Annotated in this window: 19 protein-coding genes; 2 read left to right on the forward strand and 17 right to left on the reverse strand. The window is 37.4% G+C overall.

Features of this window, described 5'->3' with window-relative positions:
- Positions 1–142: 142 nt before the first annotated feature.
- A complete protein-coding gene (locus tag AC51AA_RS11995) occupies positions 143–2,584 on the forward strand; it encodes an ATP-binding protein (protein WP_500702470.1) in 2,442 nt (813 codons plus the stop codon).
- Here AC51AA_RS11995 and AC51AA_RS12000 read toward each other — a convergent pair.
- The 13 genes from AC51AA_RS12000 to pdxA form a co-directional block, all read right to left on the reverse strand.
- Positions 2,581–3,921: a sigma-54-dependent transcriptional regulator gene (locus tag AC51AA_RS12000; RefSeq protein WP_500702471.1), complete on the reverse strand. Its 1,341-nt coding sequence runs from the start codon at positions 3,919–3,921 to the stop codon at positions 2,581–2,583. The two genes, AC51AA_RS11995 and AC51AA_RS12000, sit on opposite strands and share 4 nt — an antisense overlap.
- 126 nt (positions 3,922–4,047) lie before the next feature.
- Positions 4,048–4,344 carry a hypothetical protein gene (locus tag AC51AA_RS12005; protein WP_500702472.1) on the reverse strand — a complete coding sequence of 99 codons (297 nt, stop codon included), beginning with the start codon at positions 4,342–4,344 and terminating at the stop codon, positions 4,048–4,050.
- A gap of 14 nt (positions 4,345–4,358) precedes the next feature.
- Positions 4,359–4,658 carry a PepSY-like domain-containing protein gene (locus AC51AA_RS12010; RefSeq protein WP_500702473.1) on the reverse strand — a complete coding sequence of 100 codons (300 nt, stop codon included), beginning with the start codon at positions 4,656–4,658 and terminating at the stop codon, positions 4,359–4,361.
- A gap of 28 nt (positions 4,659–4,686) precedes the next feature.
- Entirely contained in the window at positions 4,687–4,980 is a 294-nt protein-coding gene (locus AC51AA_RS12015; protein ID WP_500702474.1) for a hypothetical protein, read from the reverse strand.
- Between the two features lie 29 nt (positions 4,981–5,009).
- Complete coding sequence (locus tag AC51AA_RS12020) at positions 5,010–5,306, reverse strand: hypothetical protein (protein ID WP_500702475.1); 297 nt, start codon at positions 5,304–5,306, stop codon at positions 5,010–5,012.
- 52 nt (positions 5,307–5,358) lie between these two features.
- Complete coding sequence (locus tag AC51AA_RS12025; RefSeq protein ID WP_500702476.1) at positions 5,359–5,655, reverse strand: hypothetical protein; 297 nt, start codon at positions 5,653–5,655, stop codon at positions 5,359–5,361.
- 52 nt (positions 5,656–5,707) lie between these two features.
- A complete protein-coding gene (locus AC51AA_RS12030; protein ID WP_500702477.1) occupies positions 5,708–6,004 on the reverse strand; it encodes a hypothetical protein in 297 nt (98 codons plus the stop codon).
- 298 nt (positions 6,005–6,302) lie between these two features.
- Entirely contained in the window at positions 6,303–7,649 is a 1,347-nt protein-coding gene (gene accC, locus AC51AA_RS12035) for an acetyl-CoA carboxylase biotin carboxylase subunit (RefSeq protein WP_500702478.1), read from the reverse strand.
- 85 nt (positions 7,650–7,734) lie between these two features.
- A complete protein-coding gene (gene accB, locus AC51AA_RS12040) occupies positions 7,735–8,223 on the reverse strand; it encodes an acetyl-CoA carboxylase biotin carboxyl carrier protein (protein ID WP_500702479.1) in 489 nt (162 codons plus the stop codon).
- A gap of 23 nt (positions 8,224–8,246) precedes the next feature.
- Positions 8,247–9,245 (reverse strand): beta-ketoacyl-ACP synthase III, encoded by a 999-nt coding sequence (locus tag AC51AA_RS12045; RefSeq protein ID WP_500702480.1) that lies wholly within the window; start codon positions 9,243–9,245, stop codon positions 8,247–8,249.
- A 173-nt stretch (positions 9,246–9,418) separates the two neighbouring features.
- A complete protein-coding gene (gene rpmF, locus AC51AA_RS12050; protein ID WP_007137315.1) occupies positions 9,419–9,613 on the reverse strand; it encodes a 50S ribosomal protein L32 in 195 nt (64 codons plus the stop codon).
- Between the two features lie 9 nt (positions 9,614–9,622).
- Positions 9,623–10,165, reverse strand: coding sequence for a YceD family protein (locus AC51AA_RS12055; protein WP_500702481.1), 543 nt, complete (start codon positions 10,163–10,165; stop codon positions 9,623–9,625).
- Between the two features lie 106 nt (positions 10,166–10,271).
- On the reverse strand, positions 10,272–11,321 hold the full coding sequence (gene pdxA, locus AC51AA_RS12060) for a 4-hydroxythreonine-4-phosphate dehydrogenase PdxA (RefSeq protein ID WP_500702482.1): 1,050 nt from the start codon (positions 11,319–11,321) through the stop codon (positions 10,272–10,274).
- 57 nt (positions 11,322–11,378) lie between these two features.
- On the opposite strand from pdxA, the gene AC51AA_RS12065 reads away from it, so the two are divergent.
- Positions 11,379–11,969, forward strand: coding sequence for a riboflavin synthase (locus AC51AA_RS12065; RefSeq protein WP_500702483.1), 591 nt, complete (start codon positions 11,379–11,381; stop codon positions 11,967–11,969).
- A gap of 224 nt (positions 11,970–12,193) precedes the next feature.
- Here AC51AA_RS12065 and AC51AA_RS12070 read toward each other — a convergent pair whose 3' ends face one another.
- From AC51AA_RS12070 to AC51AA_RS12085, 4 genes are all read right to left on the reverse strand, one after another.
- A complete protein-coding gene (locus tag AC51AA_RS12070; RefSeq protein WP_500702484.1) occupies positions 12,194–13,027 on the reverse strand; it encodes an outer membrane beta-barrel protein in 834 nt (277 codons plus the stop codon).
- A gap of 72 nt (positions 13,028–13,099) precedes the next feature.
- Positions 13,100–19,600, reverse strand: a complete 6,501-nt coding sequence (locus AC51AA_RS12075; RefSeq protein ID WP_500702485.1) for an MBG domain-containing protein — start codon at positions 19,598–19,600, stop codon at positions 13,100–13,102.
- A gap of 10 nt (positions 19,601–19,610) precedes the next feature.
- Positions 19,611–20,213 carry a phage tail protein gene (locus tag AC51AA_RS12080; protein WP_500702486.1) on the reverse strand — a complete coding sequence of 201 codons (603 nt, stop codon included), beginning with the start codon at positions 20,211–20,213 and terminating at the stop codon, positions 19,611–19,613.
- Between the two features lie 13 nt (positions 20,214–20,226).
- Positions 20,227–20,835, reverse strand: a complete 609-nt coding sequence (locus tag AC51AA_RS12085) for a phage tail protein (protein WP_500702487.1) — start codon at positions 20,833–20,835, stop codon at positions 20,227–20,229.
- Positions 20,836–20,856 lie beyond the last annotated feature (21 nt).

A 20,856-nucleotide genomic window follows, 5' to 3' on the forward strand; every position in this document is an offset into this window, starting at 1 on the left:
TTACTTTAAAAATCTGTGGCTATTTTTTTTCTACTTGTAATTATGTAAAACATTCCCCCTTATTTATATTTCCAGAACAGAAAATTTTAAATAAATTGCATAACTTCTATTCTACAATTTCCAAACACGACAACAAGCCTCTATGGAGAGTAAAAAAAGTTACATTCCGATTAAAATCCTCTTCAGTTATTTAGTACTAGTAGCCTTAGTGGCAACTGTAGGTTGGATCTTATACTCAGAAAATGCCGTTTATAATAAACTGGAAGATAAAATAGCCCTGGAAAAAACAAAAATACTCCGAGTTAGCAAACTATTCTCCAATGTTTATAAAACAGAAAGTTTGGCAAGGAAGACCATTCAAACCAATTCTGAAAAAGATTTCAAAAATTATCTTAACGAAACCGACTCGCTAAAATTTCGCATAGACACTTTAAAACAAATCGTCACCACACAATATCAAAAAACCTTACTCGATAGCGTAACGTACTTATTAGCTGAAAAAACAAAAAACATTCAGCAACTCAAAACCATTAAAAACAAAGCTGATGACGAAGTCTCGGTAAATGATGCTATTGACGAAATTACCAAAATGGAGTTCAAACTCCGAAAACTAGAACTTCAGGATTTTACCAAAAGCCCCAACCAACTAGGGAACTACCAACGAACTGTACTTCAAAAATATGTGGATTATCTCAATCAAAACATACCCGATGACAGTACCAACACCTTAAGTAAACAAGCCTCCGATTCCATTTTAGCGAATTCAAAAAAGCTTTTAAGCACGGTTAAGTTAAAGGCTGAAAAGAAAAAGGAATCTCTAAACTTTGAAGAAAACAAATTACTAAAAAATGAAATCGCTATCTCTGATCAACTCCGAAAAGTGCTTCGCATCATTGAAAGAGAAATCATTATCAATTCCATAAAAAACAACTCATTAAAAGAAAAATCACTAAAAAAAGTCAATGATGTCGTGACCGCTTCGGCCATTATAGGCTTGTTGCTAACGGTCTTCTTCTCTATTTTAATGGTTAGTGATTATTCGAAATCACAGTTGTATAAAAAACAGTTGGAAATTGCCAACTTCAAAACCAAGAACCTACTCAAAAGCCGTGAACAGTTAATTTCAACTGTTAGTCATGATTTAAAAACACCTTTGAGTACCATCGTGGGCTATACCGAACTTTTGGATCATTCTGAACTCACTACCAAACAGTCTTATTTTATTAAAAACATCAAAAATTCATCCCAATACATCACCCAATTGGTTCAGGATTTATTGGACTTCTCTCAAATAGAAGCGGGCAAAATCACCATTGAAAAAGTACCCTTTTTACTAACGGAAGTCATCACCGATACGGCCAAAAATATTCAAACCGTTTACCAGCATAAAAACATCGAGCTTATACTCGATATCGATAAAAACTTAGATACCTCTATAGTTGGAGATCCATTCCGACTAAAACAAATCCTAAGCAATATCATAGGAAATGCCTATAAATTCACTGAAGAAGGCCACATAAAAATTCAGGCCCAGGTTACACATGACCAACGCTTTTTTACCATTAACATTGAAGACACTGGCATTGGGATCGAAAAAGAAAACCAGCAATTAGTTTTTGAAGAATTTGCTCAGGCCAATGAAAACATCGAGAAAACATATGGCGGAAACGGCTTAGGACTGTCCATCTGCCAAAAGATAATCGCCATCTTAGGTGGTGAGTTAGCCCTGGAAAGCAGTTTTGGAAAAGGAAGTGTTTTCAAAATTAAACTTCCACTGTTATTTGACAACAGCCAAAAGCCAACTAACAAAAGCAAAGAGCCCATACACTTAGAGAACAAAACACATACTTTTATTGTAATTGATGATGATCCCAACTTACTAAATCTAACCGCTGGGGTTTTGAAACAAGCCAAACAAAATGTTTTAGCCTTTTCTCGTGCAGCAGCAGCACTGGAGACCATCGAACATACCGCTTTTGATTTCATCATTACAGACATACAAATGCCTGAAATGGATGGTTTTTCGTTTATCGATCAATTAAAAAAATCAAAAAGTTCCACTTACCAGAATCAACCCGTCATTGCCCTTACCGGACGAACGGATTTGGATCTATCGGTTTATACACAAGCGGGATTTAACAGTGTCATCAAAAAGCCCTACTCCCCAAAAGTATTATTAAAAACCCTAGAGCGAATTCTACAACAGGACACCATTTCAGCTATTGTCATTGAGGAAACGGAAGAAGATACATCATTACAACCGTATTCCTTAAGTACCCTAAACGAATTTTTAGGCCATGATCATGCCGCTTTAAAAGAGGTGATCACTTCATTCATACAAAACAGTGCTGAAAATTTAGCCTTTTTAGAACAGGCCATAGCGGAAGAAAAAACAACCGAAGTCAACTCGATCGCCCACCGAATTGCCCCTATGTTTAAGCAAATAAAAGCTCATGAGATAAGTGAAATTTTAAAAACACTAGAGCATAATGATTTTGAAATTGCCGATTTAGATCGCATTTTCATGGAATTAAAAACAAAAACCAATGTGCTTTTCGAAGCCTTAGGGAAAGAGATTACCTAATCTATATTGTAATGCTTTAATTTATTGTAAAGTGTTTTTCTGGTAATTTTAAGCAATTTTGCTGCTTCAGATTTATTATTTTGTGTTTTAGACAAGGCATGAATGATCGCTTCTTTTTCATTTTCAGACAATGAAAAAGTATCATTAGAAGACTGTTTCTGAATCTGAAAAAATTCCACTGGTAACACATCACTCTCAATAAAATCTCCTTGAGACAAAAGCGTAGCGCGTTTGACACAATTTTGCAGTTCCCTTAGATTTCCTGGCCAATTGTATTTTTGAAAAATAGCCACTACTTCAGGTGAAAAACCAATAATTTCTTTGTTTAATTGTTGATTGGCTTTCTCCAGAAAAAAATCAGCAAAAACCATTAAATCCTCTCCTCGATCTGTTAATGAGGGCGATTGAATTGAAAACTCATTAATTCTATGATACAAATCTTCACGAAAATCACCATTCTTAACAGCTTCTCGTAAATCTTCATTGGTAGCGGTAATGATTCGAATATCAACATCGATTTCTTTATTACTCCCAACAGGCTTTATTTTTCGCTCTTGAAGCGCTCTTAGTAGTTGTATTTGATTTTCATACGAAAGGTTCCCTATTTCATCTAAAAAAATAGTTCCTCCGTTAGCAGCCTCAAAATAGCCTTGCTTGTCATTAATGGCACCCGTGAAAGATCCTTTTAAATGCCCGAAGAACTCACTTGCCGCTAATTCCTTGGGAATTGCTCCACAATCTACTGCTATAAAGTGATTGTTTTTTCGATGGCTTTGTTGATGTATACTTTTGGCAATAATTTCTTTTCCTGTTCCACTCTCTCCAATAATCAACACCGACATATCGGTAGGGCTTACTAGTTGAATATGCTCTAAGAGTTTTTTAGAGGCTACCGAAACTCCTTTCACAAACTCATTTTCAGTCGTGCTTTGTTTTTTGCTAGCTTTTTTCTCTTTCGCGGGAACTTCTTCAGTAGCTTCTGTCTGTAGCGCATTAGTGATCACCAATAAAACCTCGTCAGGATTGAAGGGTTTTGAAATATAATCGGCAGCACCGTTTTTAATGGCTTTTACTGCTGTATTTACATCTGAATATCCGGTCATAAGTACAACTGGAATTTCTGGATACGCGGCTTTAAATTCAGACATCAGTCCAATACCATCCGAATCTGGCAAACGAAGATCCGTCAAAATCAAATCGAAAGATTCATTTTTGATGGCTACTCTTGCTTCTGCAGCGGTAAAAGCTATCGTTACTTCGTATGTTTTTTTTAGTAAAAACTTTTCTAATAATTTACAAAACGAAATATCATCTTCTATCAGTAATATCTTTGGCATTTGCTTTTAGGGACTTTTTTGCTAAAATAAGACTAATAAAATTGTCTTTTCATAAAATTATGCAAAAAAAAAGAGACTGCTAGAAGCAATCTCTTTTTACCAAAAACTTAAATCTAATTTACCTAATCATATTTTCAGCCAGTTACCATTGACATCTGAGTAAACAGTAGCCTTCTGGTCTCCAAGTGATATTTCTAGTTTATACTCTTTCTTTTCGTTCACAAATGCTTTCTCCAACTTAGCCGTAGGATAGGCAGCTTGCAAAGCGGTTTTTACAGCAGTAGGAATTTTATCCACTCCTACCTCCGTATAGGCTGTTTGATCAGAAACGATAATTCTAACTGGTTGGGTGACTATTTTAGCAGTGGCATAAATGGACCAACTACCTAAAGCGATTACTCCAAATAAGATTAGCTTTTTCATAATAGCTATTTTACTTATTTCTTAAGAATCTTTCCGGAAGCATCTGTAAAAATGGTATACTTTTTATCCCCACTTGCAATTTCCAATTTGTATTCTTTTTTCTCATTCACAGACGCTTTTTCAAGTTTTGTGTTTGGAAAAGATTTTTCAACAGTGGATTTCACTGCCTCTGGAAGTGCATCCAACTTAACCTCAGTATATTCATCTTGAATGCTTACTGATTGACTCTTCGAATTCAATACTTCAGGCGCAGTTGCTGCATTTGCAGTTAAACTCCCTAAAACGATTGCTGTTGCTAATAGTAACTTTTTCATAGTGATTGTTTTTAATGGGTTATGGTAATTATTTTTTAAGAATCTTTCCTTGAGCGTCCGTATAAACAATAGACTTTACTTTTCTAACAATAATCTCAATTTTGTACTCCTTTTTCTCGTTCACATAGGCCTTTTCCAGCTCCACACCAGGATAAGCTTCATCCAACGCTTTCTTAACAGCTACTGGAACCGCATTAATTTCTTTATACTCATCTTGGGTTTGTATTGAGGCTACTAAGGAACCAACGATGGTACTAGTAGATCGGGCTTGCATCGACATCCCTCCTAGAAGGATTACCGCTGATAAAATTGCTTTTTTCATAATGATCATTGTTTAATGGTTGCTTTTAATTATTTTTTAATCCAAGTTCCATCTGCATTAGCATAAACGGAACCTACTTTCTCACCCACTGTAACATCTAATTTATATTCTGATTTAGCATTTTTATATGCTTTTGAAAGTACTGCGTTGGGAAATGCTTTTTTCAAGGCTACAGAAATTGGTTCTGGAAGCTCTTCTAATTTGATTTCGGTATATTCCTCTTGAATTGAAACCACTTTCACGATGGTTTCTGTACTAGGAGAAGTTGAAGCGAATGAAGATAAACTTCCTAATACTATTGCGGCTGATAAAAATAAATTTTTCATAAAATTAGTCTTTTAAAATATTATTAAGTGATTTAATTTGAACGGATTACGATTATTTTTTAATCCAAGTTCCGTCAGCGTTAGCATAAAGAGAACCCACTTTATCACCAACTGTTACATCTAATTTATATTCTGATTTAGCATTTTTATATGCTTTTGAAAGTACTGCATCTGGATAAGCTTTCTTCAAGGCTACAGTAATGGGCTCTGGAAGCTCTTCTAATTTGATTTCGGTATATTCCTCTTGAATAGAAACAACTTTCAAGATGGTCTCGGTATTAGGAGAAGTTGAAGCGAATGAAGATAAACTCCCTAATACAATTGCGGCTGATAAAAATAGATTTTTCATAAAATTAGTCTTTTAAAATATTATTAAGTAATTAGAGTTAACGGGATTACGATTATTTTTTAATCCAAGTTCCGTCAGCGTTAGCATAAAGAGAACCTACTTTATCACCAACTGTTACATCTAATTTATATTCTGATTTAGCATTTTTATGGGCTTTTGAAAGTACTGCATCTGGATACGCTTTCTTTAAAGCAACAGTAATTGGCTCCGGCAATTCTTCCAATTTAATTTCTGTGTATTCCTCTTGAATTGAAATAACTTTTACTATGTTGCTAGTAATTGGAGCAGTTGAAGCAAATGAGGTTAAACCTCCCAAAACGATTGCGGCTGATAAAAATAAATTTTTCATAATAGTATATATTTAATTAATAGTTGTTATACACTTCAGATAATGAAATAACTGTGCCGCAACAGCAACAGCAACCCCAAAACCTCACAATCCCCTATAAATAAAGAACTTACACTAAATACCACAAAACCATCTCCCCTGGTAATAGTGTGTAATTTCACAAAACACTGTGTAAAATCTACACAAGAATGGTGTTTCCCTACCAAGCAAAAACGAAAAACCCGACAAATTCTAGGAATTTGTCGGGCTCAAATAAGTGGTATAACAAAAAAGGCTGTCAATTGACAGCCTTTAATGATTATTCTATTGGATTCATTTTAAAAGTATCCATAAATGCAGTAGTATAATCTCCTGCAATATATCTTGGATCATCCATTAATTGTCTATGAAACGGTATAGTGGTTTTCACACCTTCAATTACAAATTCATCCAAAGCTCTTCGCATTTTGCTAATAGCCTCTTCACGAGATTGCGCAGTAGTAATCAACTTGGCAATCATTGAATCATAATTTGGTGGAATACTATAACCAGAATACACGTGAGTATCTAAACGCACTCCGTGACCTCCTGGCATATGAAGTGTCGTAATTTTTCCTGGTGAAGGACGGAAATCATTATAAGGATCTTCCGCATTAATACGACATTCGATAGCATGTAATTGAGGTAAATAGTTTTTTCCTGAAATTGGAATTCCAGCTGCTACCATAATTTGCTCACGAATTAAATCATAATCGATAACTTGTTCCGTAATTGGGTGCTCTACTTGGATACGCGTATTCATTTCCATGAAATAGAAATTTCTATGCTTATCTACAAGAAATTCAACCGTACCTGCTCCTTCGTATTTAATATACTCCGCAGCTTTTACAGCAGCTTCTCCCATTGCAGCACGCAATTCGTCAGTCATAAAAGGCGAAGGTGTTTCTTCAGTCAATTTTTGGTGACGACGTTGTACAGAACAATCTCTTTCAGAAAGGTGACATGCTTTCCCATAAGAATCTCCTACAATTTGAATTTCAATATGACGTGGCTCTTCGATAAGTTTTTCCATGTACATACCATCATTTCCAAAAGCAGCAGCTGCTTCTTGACGTGCACTTTCCCAAGCTTTCAATAATTCATCTTCTTTCCAAACAGCACGCATTCCTTTTCCACCACCACCGGCAGTAGCTTTAAGCATAACTGGGTAACCAAATTCTTTAGCTAATTGCTGAGTTTGCTCGAAAGACTCTAACAAACCATCTGAACCTGGTACACATGGAACTCCTGCCGCTTTCATTGTCGCTTTTGCAGAAGCTTTATCTCCCATTTTATCGATCATTTCAGGAGCGGCACCAATAAATTTGATTCCGTGCTCTTGACAAATCTTAGAGAATTTAGCATTCTCAGAAAGAAAACCATATCCTGGATGTATTGCGTCTGCGTTTGTAATTTCAGCAGCAGCAATAATATTTGACATTTTCAAGTACGATAAGTTACTCGGAGGAGGACCTATACAAACTGCTTCGTCAGCGAACTTAACATGTAGGCTTTCTGCATCAGCTGTAGAGTAAACTGCTACAGTTTTGATTCCCATTTCCTTACATGTACGAATTACACGAAGTGCAATTTCTCCTCTATTCGCGATTAATATTTTTTTAAACATCTTATTTAAATTAAAAATTACAAATTCCAATCTTCAAACTCCAAATAGTTGGATTTTGTGATTTGTCTATTGGAACTTTTAAAAATTATGATGGATCTACTAAGAATAATGGTTGATCAAATTCAACTGGAGACATATCGTCAACAAGAATTTTTACAATTTTTCCTGAAACTTCTGATTCGATTTCATTGAATAATTTCATCGCTTCAATTACACAAAGAACATCTCCTTTAGCAATAGTACTTCCTACTTCAGCAAAAACTGGTTTGTCTGGAGATGGTTTTCTATAAAAAGTTCCAATGATTGGTGATTTTATGGTAATATATTTAGAATCTTCCGCAGCAGCTGGTGCTTCAGTATTAACATTTACTACTACTGGAGCCGCTTGTTGAGGAGCCGCTACTTGTGGCAATGCTGCTTGAGCAGGCAATTGTTGTACATAAGTAGTTTCAGTTACGTTACCTTCTAAAGTTGTTCTGATGGTGATTTTTACATCATCCATTTCTAACTTTACTTCTGCAACACCCGAATTTGCTACAAATTTGATTAGGTTTTGAATTTCTTTTAAATCCATAATGATTCGTTTTTAGTTTTAATTTATTTCTTATCGTAAGCCCATTTTAGGTAAATAGATCCCCAAGTGAATCCACCTCCAAAAGCAGCAAAAATAATATTATCTCCTTTTTTGAATAAGTGTTCAAAATCATTTAATACTAAAGGCAATGTTGCAGAAGTAGTATTACCATATTTTTCAATATTCATCAATACCTTAGAATCTTCTAGATTCATTCTACTTGCAGTAGCATCAATAATTCGTTTGTTTGCCTGATGCGGCACCAACCAACTTACATCTTCATTAGTTAAATTGTTTCTTTTCAGAATCACTTCACTAGCATCAGCCATATTGGTCACAGCATATTTAAACACGGTTTTTCCGTCTTGAATAATATTGTGTTGGTTGTTTTGAACAGTCTCTAAAGTAGTGGGTATTAGAGAACCTCCGGCAGGAATTTTAAGAAAATCGCGTCCTACTCCATCGCTTCGTAAGTACTCATCTTGCAAACCTAAACCTTCATAATTTGGTTCGAATAAAACGGCACCCGCTCCATCTCCAAAAATAATACAAGTTGATCTGTCTGCATAATCTACAATTGACGACATTTTATCAGCACCAATCAATAATACTTTTTTGTATCGTCCTGACTGCACATAAGCTGCAGCTGTCGACATACCGTATAAGAAACTTGAACAAGCAGCTTGCAAATCATATGCAAATGCATTTGTAGCTCCAATTTCTGTTGCAACATAAACTCCCGTAGAGGCTACTGGCATATCTGCTGTAGCTGTTGCCATGATAATCATATCAATCTCTAAAGGATCAATATTAGCTTTGGCAATTAAATCCTGTGCTGCTTTTATAGCAAGAAACGATGTTCCTTTATCAGCATCTTTAAGGATTCTTCTTTCCTTAATTCCAGTACGAGTAGTGATCCATTCGTCATTGGTATCAACCATTGTTTCTAGCACTTTGTTCGAAAGTACAAAGTCCGGAACATAAGCTCCAACAGCGGTAATTGCGGCTGTGATTGTATTCATTATATTCTATTATTTCGTTTCAAATACAGTGTATTTGAAAAATTTTTAAAAGACTTGAAAATTACAAAAAAAAACGAAATGAATTTGTATATAATTTCCTAAAAAAAGAAAATCATAACTAACAAAAAAAACTCTCACTATGTGAGAGTTCTAGTATCATTTACGAAAACGTATTAAGCAACCGCTACAGATTTATCGATAACAACTTGCCCTCTGTAATACATTTTACCTTCATGCCAGTAAGCTCTGTGGTATAAATGCGCCTCTCCAGTGATAGGACATGTAGCGATTTGAGCTACAGTAGCTTTATAATGTGTTCTTCTCTTATCTCTTCTTGTTTTCGAGATTTTTCTCTTAGGATGTGCCATTTTACTATATTATTTATCCGTTAATAGTTGCTTTAATTTGTCCCAACGCGGGTCAATATCTTCTTCTTGTTTACTCTCTTGTTTTTGTTCTGTAACCGTTAATTCATTGAGTTTATCAAGCGCTTCCGTTTTTAAACTTCCGTCTTTTACACCTGGATGAACTCGCTTTAGCGGTACAGATAGCGCAATCATTTCATAAATGTATTGTGCGACATCCATTTCATGCTCTCCATGAGGCAGAATCAACAACTCTTCATTATCGTTATTAAATTCATCTCCAAAACGAACAATTAATTTCATTTTCCCTTTTAAAGGCAAATCAAAATCTTCGTTTGTTAGATCACAAGGTACATTTACTGTCCCTTTGTGTTTGAATTCCAACTCTAACATGCTGCTCTTCTTATCTAAAACCACACTTACTTTGATATCCGAACTTTGAAATTCGTCGTAATCAAAGTCCACAAAGAACGCATTACTTATTTGATACTCAAAATGGTGTTTTCCTAGTTTTAACCCTATGAAAGGAATTAAAAATTCTTTTGTTTTGCTCATTTCAACATCAATTTGACCGATTCATATCTAAAACTCAGATATCTGAATTGGGGTGCAAAGATATAAAATTATTATAAAACTAATAATCTTATTCACCTTTTTTTGTTTATAACTGTTTTTCTTTTATTTTGAGAGGTTTCTCACTAATCTCCTCATACTGATTACGAGAGCGAAAAATATCTATTGCAAGGTAAACTGCCTCTTTAAATGAATTGTAATCTGCCAAGTCTTTTCCTGCTATATCGTACGCTGTACCGTGGTCTGGCGAGGTTCTGACTCTATTTAAACCTGCCGTATAATTCACTCCTTTTCCAAAAGACAAGGTCTTAAAAGGAATCAATCCTTGATCATGATAGGTCGCTACAATTGCATCATATTTTTCGTACTGACCGCTTCCAAAAAAGCCATCCGCAGGAAATGGTCCAAAAACCATGGTTCCTTTTTCAAATATCTTCTTCAAAGTCGGCTTCAAAACCAAATCTTCCTCTTTACCAATTACACCCCCATCTCCACAATGTGGGTTCAATCCTAAAACAGCAATTTTTGGCTTCACTATACTAAAATCCTGAATCAAAGATTTTCTTATTGTTTCAATTTTTCTCACGATCAACTCTTCGGTCAACTGTGATGAAACTTCATTCAAAGGCACGTGATCAGTCAATAAACCTACCCTCAAATTATCTTGAACCATCATCATTAGTGCGTTACCCTCTAACTCTTGATCTAAATAATCGGTATGCCCTGGAAATTTAAATTCCTCTGACTGAATATTATATTTGTTAATCGGAGCCGTAACCAAAACATCTACCAATCCCTCTTTTAAGGCCTTTGTAGCCGCTACAAATGATTTTATAGCATACTCCCCTACTTTCTCATCGTTCACCCCTAAATTAACATCAACACCTTCTTTCCAAAGATTCAAAACATTTACTTTCCCAGGTAAAATCTGATCCAATTTATCGACTCCATGAAATTGAACTGTAGAAGTAAAGCTTTTTTTAACAAAAGAAAGTATTTTAGCGTTTGCAAAAATAACTGGCGTACACAGTTCCAACATACGGGAATCTTCGAATGTTTTAAGTATAACTTCGCTTCCAATACCGTTTAAATCTCCTACTGAAATCCCAACAATTATATTTTCTGCTTTTTTATTCATGAGCTCAGTTTATTTATTACTAATTTTGATGTGCAAATTTAGTAAAATAAAACAACAATGTTCACAGGAATTATAGAAACCCTTGGAAGGATTCACGAAATACAAAAAGACCAAAACAATCTTCACATAACAGTCGACTCTTCTATCACAAATGAGTTAAAAATCGACCAAAGTGTATCGCACAATGGTATTTGCTTAACTGTTGTTGCCATAAAAGACTCCACCTATACCGTAACAGCCATCGACGAAACGATTTTAAAAACCAACATTGGTGACTGGAAAGTAAACGACATTGTAAACCTAGAAAGAGGTATGAAACTCAGTGACCGTCTTGACGGACATATCGTACAAGGTCACGTAGACCAAACGGGAACTTGCATTAAAATTGAAGAAGCTAACGGAAGTTGGAATTATACTTTTCAGTACGATCCAAAAACTAGCAATATTACCATAGAAAAAGGTTCTATAACCGTAAATGGAGTAAGTCTTACAGTGGTAAATTCTAAAACGAATGAATTTAGCGTCTCGATAATCCCGTATACTTTCGAGCATACTAATTTCAAAGATTTTAAAATTGGCACTAGAATCAATCTAGAATTCGATGTAATCGGAAAATACATCTCCAGACTTTACGCGATAAACAAATAGAGAATTACCTCAATTCCTATAAAAACAGCAATTAGATCAGCTATTTTTTTCATCCAACACACTTAAGTCTTTACATAAAAAGGGGCTGTCTCACAGAAAATCGTGAAACAGTCCCTTTCTGTTTATTGTTGAGTATCCCATCCGATATCATGCTTCGAATAGTCAATGCTCAAGAACTTGTTTTCGTTCCCGAAATACCTCTAAACACAACTTTTAAAATAGGTTTATTTAAAAATCCAAGCTAAAGCCAAACCAAATGCTACAGGTCGAATTTTTGCGCTTTTATCCGTACCGTACAATCCATTAGCTTTTCTATCAGCAATAGAGGTCGGATTATACCCTATATAAGATTCATCTTTCTCTGGATCAAGAATAGAACCGTAGCCCTTTTCAAAAAACATAGCTACAGATAAAGCATTCTTTACTCCCATATCAAAGGTAAAACCCAATTCAAACATACTCATCACGATTCCTTTAGTTTGATACTCTCCTGATGCAGCATAATTGTTTTGCTCCCCAAAACCATATTCTGGCAAATCATCAATAGTCAAATTAACATCTGGATAATAAGCAGTACCATTTACAGAAGCTGCCGAGGCTTTAATCTTATAACTTAGGGGTAAAAAATATTTAGCCCCTGCCTTAAAATTAAAATCAATTCCTTTATTAATATTGGTTTTATACTGTAAAAAAAGCGGGATTTGCACTGCACGTAAAGTTTGTCTCTCTCTATAACTAGCCGCAGTAACGGTATAAACAAAAGCAGAACCTGTTTGATCTACTTCAAGGCTAGACAAACTTGCCGATGTTTCTCTAAAAAAAACATCCTGCTTATATTGAGAAAATTCTACCCCAGCTCCAATTCCAATATGATTGTTTAATGAATAAACATAACCCACCTTTAAGGCACCTCCAAGTTCATTACTAGAAGCAAATTCATTTTTTTTACTTTGAATATTACCCACCCCTGTTTGCAAACCCACATAAAACTGTGCACTTACTCCTTGAAAGAAGAACATTGTGGCAATTCCTAAAATATATTTTATATTAAATTTCATTTTTATATTTATTATAATTTAAAAACAACCCATCCTCATTTTCAAAAGCGAGAATGGATTGTTCTCAACAAGTTAATTTTTAACTAGAAGATTTTTAGTAAAATACTTTCCATTTGTCAAGGTCATTCTGACAATATAAATCCCCTCAACATTTGGAGCAATCAGCTCTGTAGTCTTCTCATTAATAATTTTATCCGTCAATAGCATACCCAGCATATTAAACACCTCAACATGCGCGCTCTGCAATTTTGAAGAACTCACATTAGTGATTAGCTGATACCCTGAATTAGTCTTAACTGGATTGGGCGCAATTTTCAAATATTCCTCCTCTATTGATGGAGAAAAAGCCATAGGACATGTAGTAACACTCATACCATCCTTTCTTACCGCTTTAGCAGAATAAACTCCATTTAAAGGTCCATTTTCTTTGAAAAATTGACCAACTTGACCAGGAACTAGCACACCGTCTTTATACCAACTGTAAGATTCAAAACTCTTAGAACTGTTATCAAAGAAAATAACATTATCAAACTGTTTTCTAATTAAATTTGGTTGCGTATTCACCACCGGCAACACCACCACTGGAGCCGCATTATAATTACTATCCCCCACTTGAGAAACCGTAACATTTGCCTCTCCATAACCTTTAAAGACTAGTGAGCCATCTGAAATCATTACAATATCTGTCTTAGAAGAAGTATAACTTAGCGGTAAACCACTATTAGAAGTAGCTGTTAAAAGGATTGTATTTTCCCCATCACAACCTAATCCCAAAGTTTGATTCCATGTAATGATCTGATCTGACTTAGTAATAGTAAAGTCATCTCCTATGTAAGCTATACTATAATTTGTTCCAGCACTTAAACTTCCTTGTTTAATAGCATAAGCTCCCACATTCTCACCAGTCACTCTTGATAAAGCTCCTTTAAATGTATCACTACCCACTAAACTTGGTGAAACCGAATAAACAAAAATAGGATCAATTTTACCGTAAATTTTTGTTTGCGACGCAGCTGCTGTAACCGTAATCGGTTTTGCAGTAATCACAAAATCAGCAGATGCAAAAGCAATACTATAATTTGATCCAGCACTCAAACTTCCTTGTCCAATTGTATAAGTTCCCACATTCTCTCCTGCCGCTCTTTTTAGCAGTCCAGTAAATGCGTCTCCTCCTACTAAAGTTGGAGAAACAGAATAAGCAAAAACAGGATCGACAGCGCCATAAACTTTTGCTTGAGAAGTATCAGCTGTAACGGTAATTGATTTTGCTGTAATTGAAAAGTTCTTATCCACATAAGCAATACTATAGTTGGCCCCTGCAGTCAAACTTCCTTGTCCAATCAAATAAGCTCCTACATTCTCACCTGGAACTCTTGATAAAGTTCCTGTAAATGCATCACTACCCACTAAACTTGGAAAAACTGAGTACGCAAAAACAGGATCAACAGTACCATATACTTTTGCTTGAGAAGCATCAGCCGTTACCGTAATTGGTTTTGCTGTAATTCCAAAATCAGTATCCACATAAGCAATACTGTAGTTCGAACCTGCACTTAAACTTCCTTGACCAATGTCATAAGTTCCAACATTCTCACCAGCAGTTCTCGTTAGTGTTCCTGTAAATAAATCTCCACTTACTAAACTCGGAGAAACTGAATAAGCAAAAACAGGATCAGCAGTACCGTACACTTTTGCTTGAGAAGCATCAGCTGTTACGGTAATTGGTTTTACTGTAATTGCAAAATCAGTATCCACATAAGCAATATTGTAATTGGTCCCTGCGCTTAAACTTCCTTGTCCAATAGCATAAGTTCCCACATTCTCACCATTAGCTCTTGATAGAGTTCCTGTAAATGTATCACTACCCACTAAACTTGGAGAAACCGAATAGACAAAAACAGGATCAACAGCGCCATACACTTTTGCTTGAGAAGCAGCTGCTGTTACTGTAATTGGTTTTACGGTAATTGCAAAATCACTATCCACATAAGCAATATTGTAATTAGCACCTGCACTTAAACTTCCTTGTCCAATAGCATAAGTTCCTACATTCTCACCGGCAGTTCTTGCTAGTGTTCCTGTAAAGATATCACCACTCACTAAACCAGGTGAAACGGAATACCTAAAAATTGGATCAACAACACCATACTCTTTTGCCTGAGAAGCATCAGCCGTAACTGTAATTGGTTTTGCGGTAATTGCAAAATCAGTATCTACATAAGCAATACTGTAATTGGCACCTGCACTTAAACTTCCTTGCCCAATAGCATAAGTCCCAATATTCTCACCAGTCGCTCTTGTTAGCGTTCCTGTAAACGCATCACTTCCAACCAAACTTGGAGAAACTGAATAAGCAAAAACAGGATCAACAGCACCATACACTTTTGCTTGAGAAGCATCAGCCGTTACGGTAATTGGTTTTGCTGTAATTGCAAAATCATCATTTACATAAGCAATACTGTAATTGGCACCTGCACTTAAATTTCCTTGTCCGATTGCGTAAGTACCTACATTCTCTCCAGTCGCTCTTGTTAGAGCTCCTGAGAACACATCAGTACCTACCAAACTCGGAGAAACTGTATAAACAAAAACAGGATCAACAGCACCATACACTTTTGCTTGAGAAGCGGCTGCTGTTACTGTAATTGGCTTTGCTGTAATTGAGAAATCAGCTCCAACAAAAGTCATTAAATATTTAGATCCCGCCGAAAGATTACCTGCATTTACAACATAGTTACCAACACCCTCACCAGCAGCTCTATCTAAAGAGCCACTAAATGTATCCCCCGATTGCAAACTAGGCATCACAATATAAGCCAAAACAGGATCGTCCTGCCCATACTCTTTAGTCTGAGATACAACAGCAGTAACGGTAATCGGTATTTGATTTATTTTCAGCGACATATTATATGTAGCAGTACAAGTGTTCCCATCAGTAACCGTAACAGTAAAATTACTGTCCGCAACCTGAGTTGAAGTTCCTGAAATCTCACCATTTGATAACAAAGTAAAACCTGATGGCAAGCTACCTGCTGTAACTGCGTATGATTTTATTCCAGTACCTCCTGTAGCCACAATAGTTTGGCTATATAAAGTATTAAAATCATAACCTGGCAGAGCTGTAGTAGTAAAACTCAATGCAGCAGGCTCAGTAATTACAAAACTTCTTGTATCCTCACAACCATTAGCATCAGTAACAGCACAAGTATAAGTACCCGCGGTTAAGCCCGAAGCAGTCGCTCCAGTTCCTCCTGAAGGAGACCATGAATATGAATAACTCGGTGTTCCTCCTGTTGGAGCTACTGTAGCCGAACCATTCGATCCACCAAAGCATGAAACATTTGTTTGACCACCGCCTGTAAGAGCACTTAATGCAGCCGCAGGCTGGTTAATTGTAAATGTTCTACTAGTTGTACAACCATTTGCATCGGTTATAGTACACGTATAATCTCCTCTAGTCAAACCTGAAGCCGTTGCTCCAGTTCCTCCAGAAGGAGACCATGAATATGAATAACCCGGTGTCCCTCCTGTTGGAGCTACCGTAGCCGAACCATTCGACCCACCGAAGCATGAAACATTAGTTTGACCACCACCTGCAAGAGCACTTAATGCAGCCGCAGGCTGGTTAATTGTAAATGTTCTACTTGTTGTACAACCATTTGCATCGGTTATAGTACACGTATAATCTCCTCTAGTCAAACCTGAAGCCGTTGCTCCAGTTCCTCCAGAAGGAGACCATGAATAAGAATAACCAGGTGTCCCTCCTGTTGGAGCTACCGTAGCCGAACCATTCGATCCACCAAAGCATGAAACATTAGTTTGACCACCACCTGTAAGAGCACTTAAAGCAGCCGCAGGCTGGTTAATTGTAAATGTTCTACTTGTTGTACAACCATTTGCATCGGTTATAGTACACGTATAATCTCCTCTAGTCAAACCTGAAGCCGTTGCTCCAGTTCCTCCAGAAGGAGACCATGAATATGAATAACCAGGTGTCCCTCCTGTTGGAGCCACCGTAGCCGAACCATTCGACCCACCGAAGCACGAAACATTAGTTTGACCACCGCCTGTAAGAGCACTTAGTGCAACCGCAGGCTGGTTAATTGTAAATGTTCTACTAGTTGTACAACCATTTGCATCAGTTATAGTACACGTATAATCTCCTCTAGTCAAACCTGAAGCCATTGCTCCAGTTCCTCCAGAAGGAGACCATGAATAAGAATAACCAGGTGTCCCTCCTGTTGGAGCCACCGTAGCCGAACCATTCGACCCACCGAAGCACGAAACATTTGTTTGACCACCACCTGCAAGAGCACTTAAAGCAGCCGCAGGCTGGTTAATTGTAAATGTTCTACTTGTTGTACAACCATTTGCATCGGTTACAGTACACGTATAATCTCCTCTAGTCAAACCTGAAGCCGTTGCTCCAGTTCCTCCAGAAGGAGACCATGAATAAGAATAACCAGGTGTCCCTCCTGTTGGAGCCACCGTAGCCGAACCATTCGACCCACCGAAGCACGAAACATTAGTTTGACCACCACCTGCAAGAGCACTTAAAGCAGCCGCAGGCTGGTTAATTGTAAATGTTCTACTTGTTGTACAACCATTTGCATCGGTTATAGTACACGTATAATCTCCTCTAGTCAAACCTGAAGCCGTTGCTCCAGTTCCTCCAGAAGGAGACCATGAATATGAATAACCAGGTGCCCCTCCTGTTGGAGCTACCGTAGCCGAACCATTCGATCCACCGAAGCACGAAACATTAGTTTGACCACCACCTGCAAGAGCACTTAAAGCAGCCGCAGGCTGGTTAACTGTAAATGTTCTAATAGTTGTACAGCCATTTGCATCTGTTATAGTACACGTATAATCTCCTCTAGTCAAACCTGAAGCCGTTGCTCCAGTTCCTCCAGAAGGAGACCATGAATAAGAATAACCAGGTGTCCCTCCTGTTGGAACCACCGTAGCCGAACCATTCGATCCACCATAGCACGAAACATTTGTTTGACCACCGCCTGTAAGAGCACTTAGCGCAACCGCAGGCTGGTTAATTGTAAATGTTCTACTAGTTGTACAACCATTTGCATCAGTTATAGTACACGTATAATCTCCTCTAGTTAAACCTGAAGCCATTGCTCCAGTTCCTCCAGAAGGAGACCATGAATAAGAATAACCAGGTGTCCCTCCTGTTGGAGCCACCGTAGCCGAACCATTCGACCCACCGAAGCACGAAACATTAGTTTGACCACCACCTGCAAGAGCACTTAAAGCAGCCGCAGGCTGGTTAATTGTAAATGTTCTACTTGTTGTACAACCATTTGCATCGGTTATAGTACACGTATAATCTCCTCTAGTCAAACCTGAAGCCGTTGCTCCAGTTCCTCCAGAAGGAGACCATGAATATGAATAACCAGGTGTCCCTCCTGTTGGAGCCACCGTAGCCGAACCATTCGACCCACCGAAGCACGAAACATTAGTTTGACCACCGCCTGTAAGAGCACTTAGTGCAACCGCAGGCTGGTTAATTGTAAATGTTCTACTAGTTGTACAACCATTTGCATCCGTAATTGTACATGTCCACTCACCTACCGTCAGTCCCGATACCGAAGTTGTTCCATCTCCAATAGGATTTCCTGGGGTCCAATTGTACATATAACTACCAGTACCACCAGTAGGTACATTTATTGAAGCTGCCCCAGTTGCACCACCATAACAGGCAATGTTTGTTTGCGAATTTGGTGTTACAGAAATCGCTGCAGGAGCAGTAATAGTAAAAGATTGAGTTGTTGTACACGAATTAGTATCCGTAACAGTACAAACCCATGTTCCTGCTGTTAATCCCGATACCGATCTTGTACCATCGCCAACTAAGGGATCAGGAGCCCAATCATAAGTATAGCCACCACCACCACCTGTAGCCACATTAACACTCGCAGCTCCATTTGAAGCATTACCACACAAAAGGTTAGTTTGGGACGAAGGTGTCAATTTCAAAGTTGAACACGAATCTTGCCACAACATTGCATCAAGAGCTACATATTCAAACGTTCCTGTAGTTGTTACTACATATTGATCTACGATCGCATTCGAATTATCCGAACCTCCATAAGTGGTAAAATCAATTTTTGTAAATCCATTATTTACATTTGGATTCGAATTGAACCCAGTACTTGATGTCGCCGTAAAAACAGTAACTCCTTTTAATTTTCCAGTAATCGTACAGGAACCTGCACCAGGAAGTAAATCAGCCGTAGACAGGAACAAATAAAATGACTTTAAAACAATAGGCCTCTGTCCAGCACTAGAAACAGTAAAACTTACCGGGACATCCCAGTAAGCAGTCGCCGAATTATCTATGTACTTATTGTCTTTTGCCGTACCATTCCAACCCGTTTGAGGCCAATTTATAATATCAAAAGTACCACCAGCTTGAGTGCTGACATTAAAAACCTGTCCATTATTGGTAAATGTGGTAGCACCATCAGTTTCCGTCTCAAAATCCTCCGTTGTCTGAGAAAACATAGTCCCCGTCAAAAACAGCGCTATTATAAAGTAAAAGTATTTTTTTTTCATATATCGGATATTAATTCTGAGAAGGAAAAATCCCTTGCAATGCAATAATATAATTCAAAACTAGATAAGGCTGCTCCGTTTTTATAGCATAAGGGTTCGCAGCCCCCGCATTATCTGTTGCAACACCTGCCAAACCAACATTTGGAGCAGATGAATTAAAACCAAGCAATGGATGGGAATTCGAATTTACAACTACAGCAGGCGCTGCAATTACAGCGTTAGCTACTGGAGCATGTAATGTAGCGGGGCCGTTACTCACTTTTATAGGCTCAACATGCGTGTGAGCCGGCAAATTAGCAGCAGTTAAAGTTAACGATTCAGCCCCTTGTTTCTCTCCTACCTGATAACTTAAACCCGCACCTACAGCAACACGTCCTCTGTAATCTGGCAATGCAAAAGTAGTCTGACCATTTCCCCCATAAGTAGTTCCTAATAGCGAGAAAAGCGCTTGATTTTGATTTATTGGCAAAAACTGCCCGTTACACATTGCCCAACCTTTTGGAGCAAAATTAAATGGCGTTACCCTAATCTCTCCCAAAAAAGGGACATTCTGAGCAAAAAGAGATTTGGAAAACAAAAACAGGATTACAGTTAAATAATATATATTTTTCATATTTTTATATTTTTTAAGGTCTTTGCGGATAAGTTCCTTGTAAGGCAATAATATATCTCGCAGCCAAAATGGGTTGTCGTATATTTAAAGGTGTAGAATTACCTGTAGCAGAAGTAGGCATGGTTTCTAAGGTTACATTACCCGCCACTGAAGTATAACCTTTAGCAGGAACAGTTGCACCATTAAAATTATGATTTGGAGCCGCTAGCGACATCGTAGGACCCGGAATACTACTGGTTCCCTCTGCCGTGCTGATCTTAATCTCTGCAACATGCCTATGGGCTGGTAAATTGTCTGAAAGTAGAACGACATCATCCTCTCCTCCTGTTTGACCAAGCACATACTCACTTAGACCAGACCCTTGCCCTGTTCCGACAACCATACGATCTCGCAAGTCTGGCAAAGCAAAGGTAGATTCCCCATCACCCCCATAATAAGTGCCTAGTAAAGAAAAAAGAGCTGTATTTTGGGATATAGGAAGTAATTGTCCTTCACAAAACGCCCAGTCTGTTGGAGCAAAGTTTCCAGCAAAAAGACGAACCTCACCAATAAACTTTTCCTGCGCAAAAAGCGACTTTGTAAAAAATAAAAAAAATAAAATTAAAAAGTAGTTTTTTTTCATCTATGTCAAATTAAGGATTTA

Source organism: Flavobacterium sp. OHVDL-2026-0007 (assembly GCF_059882335.1).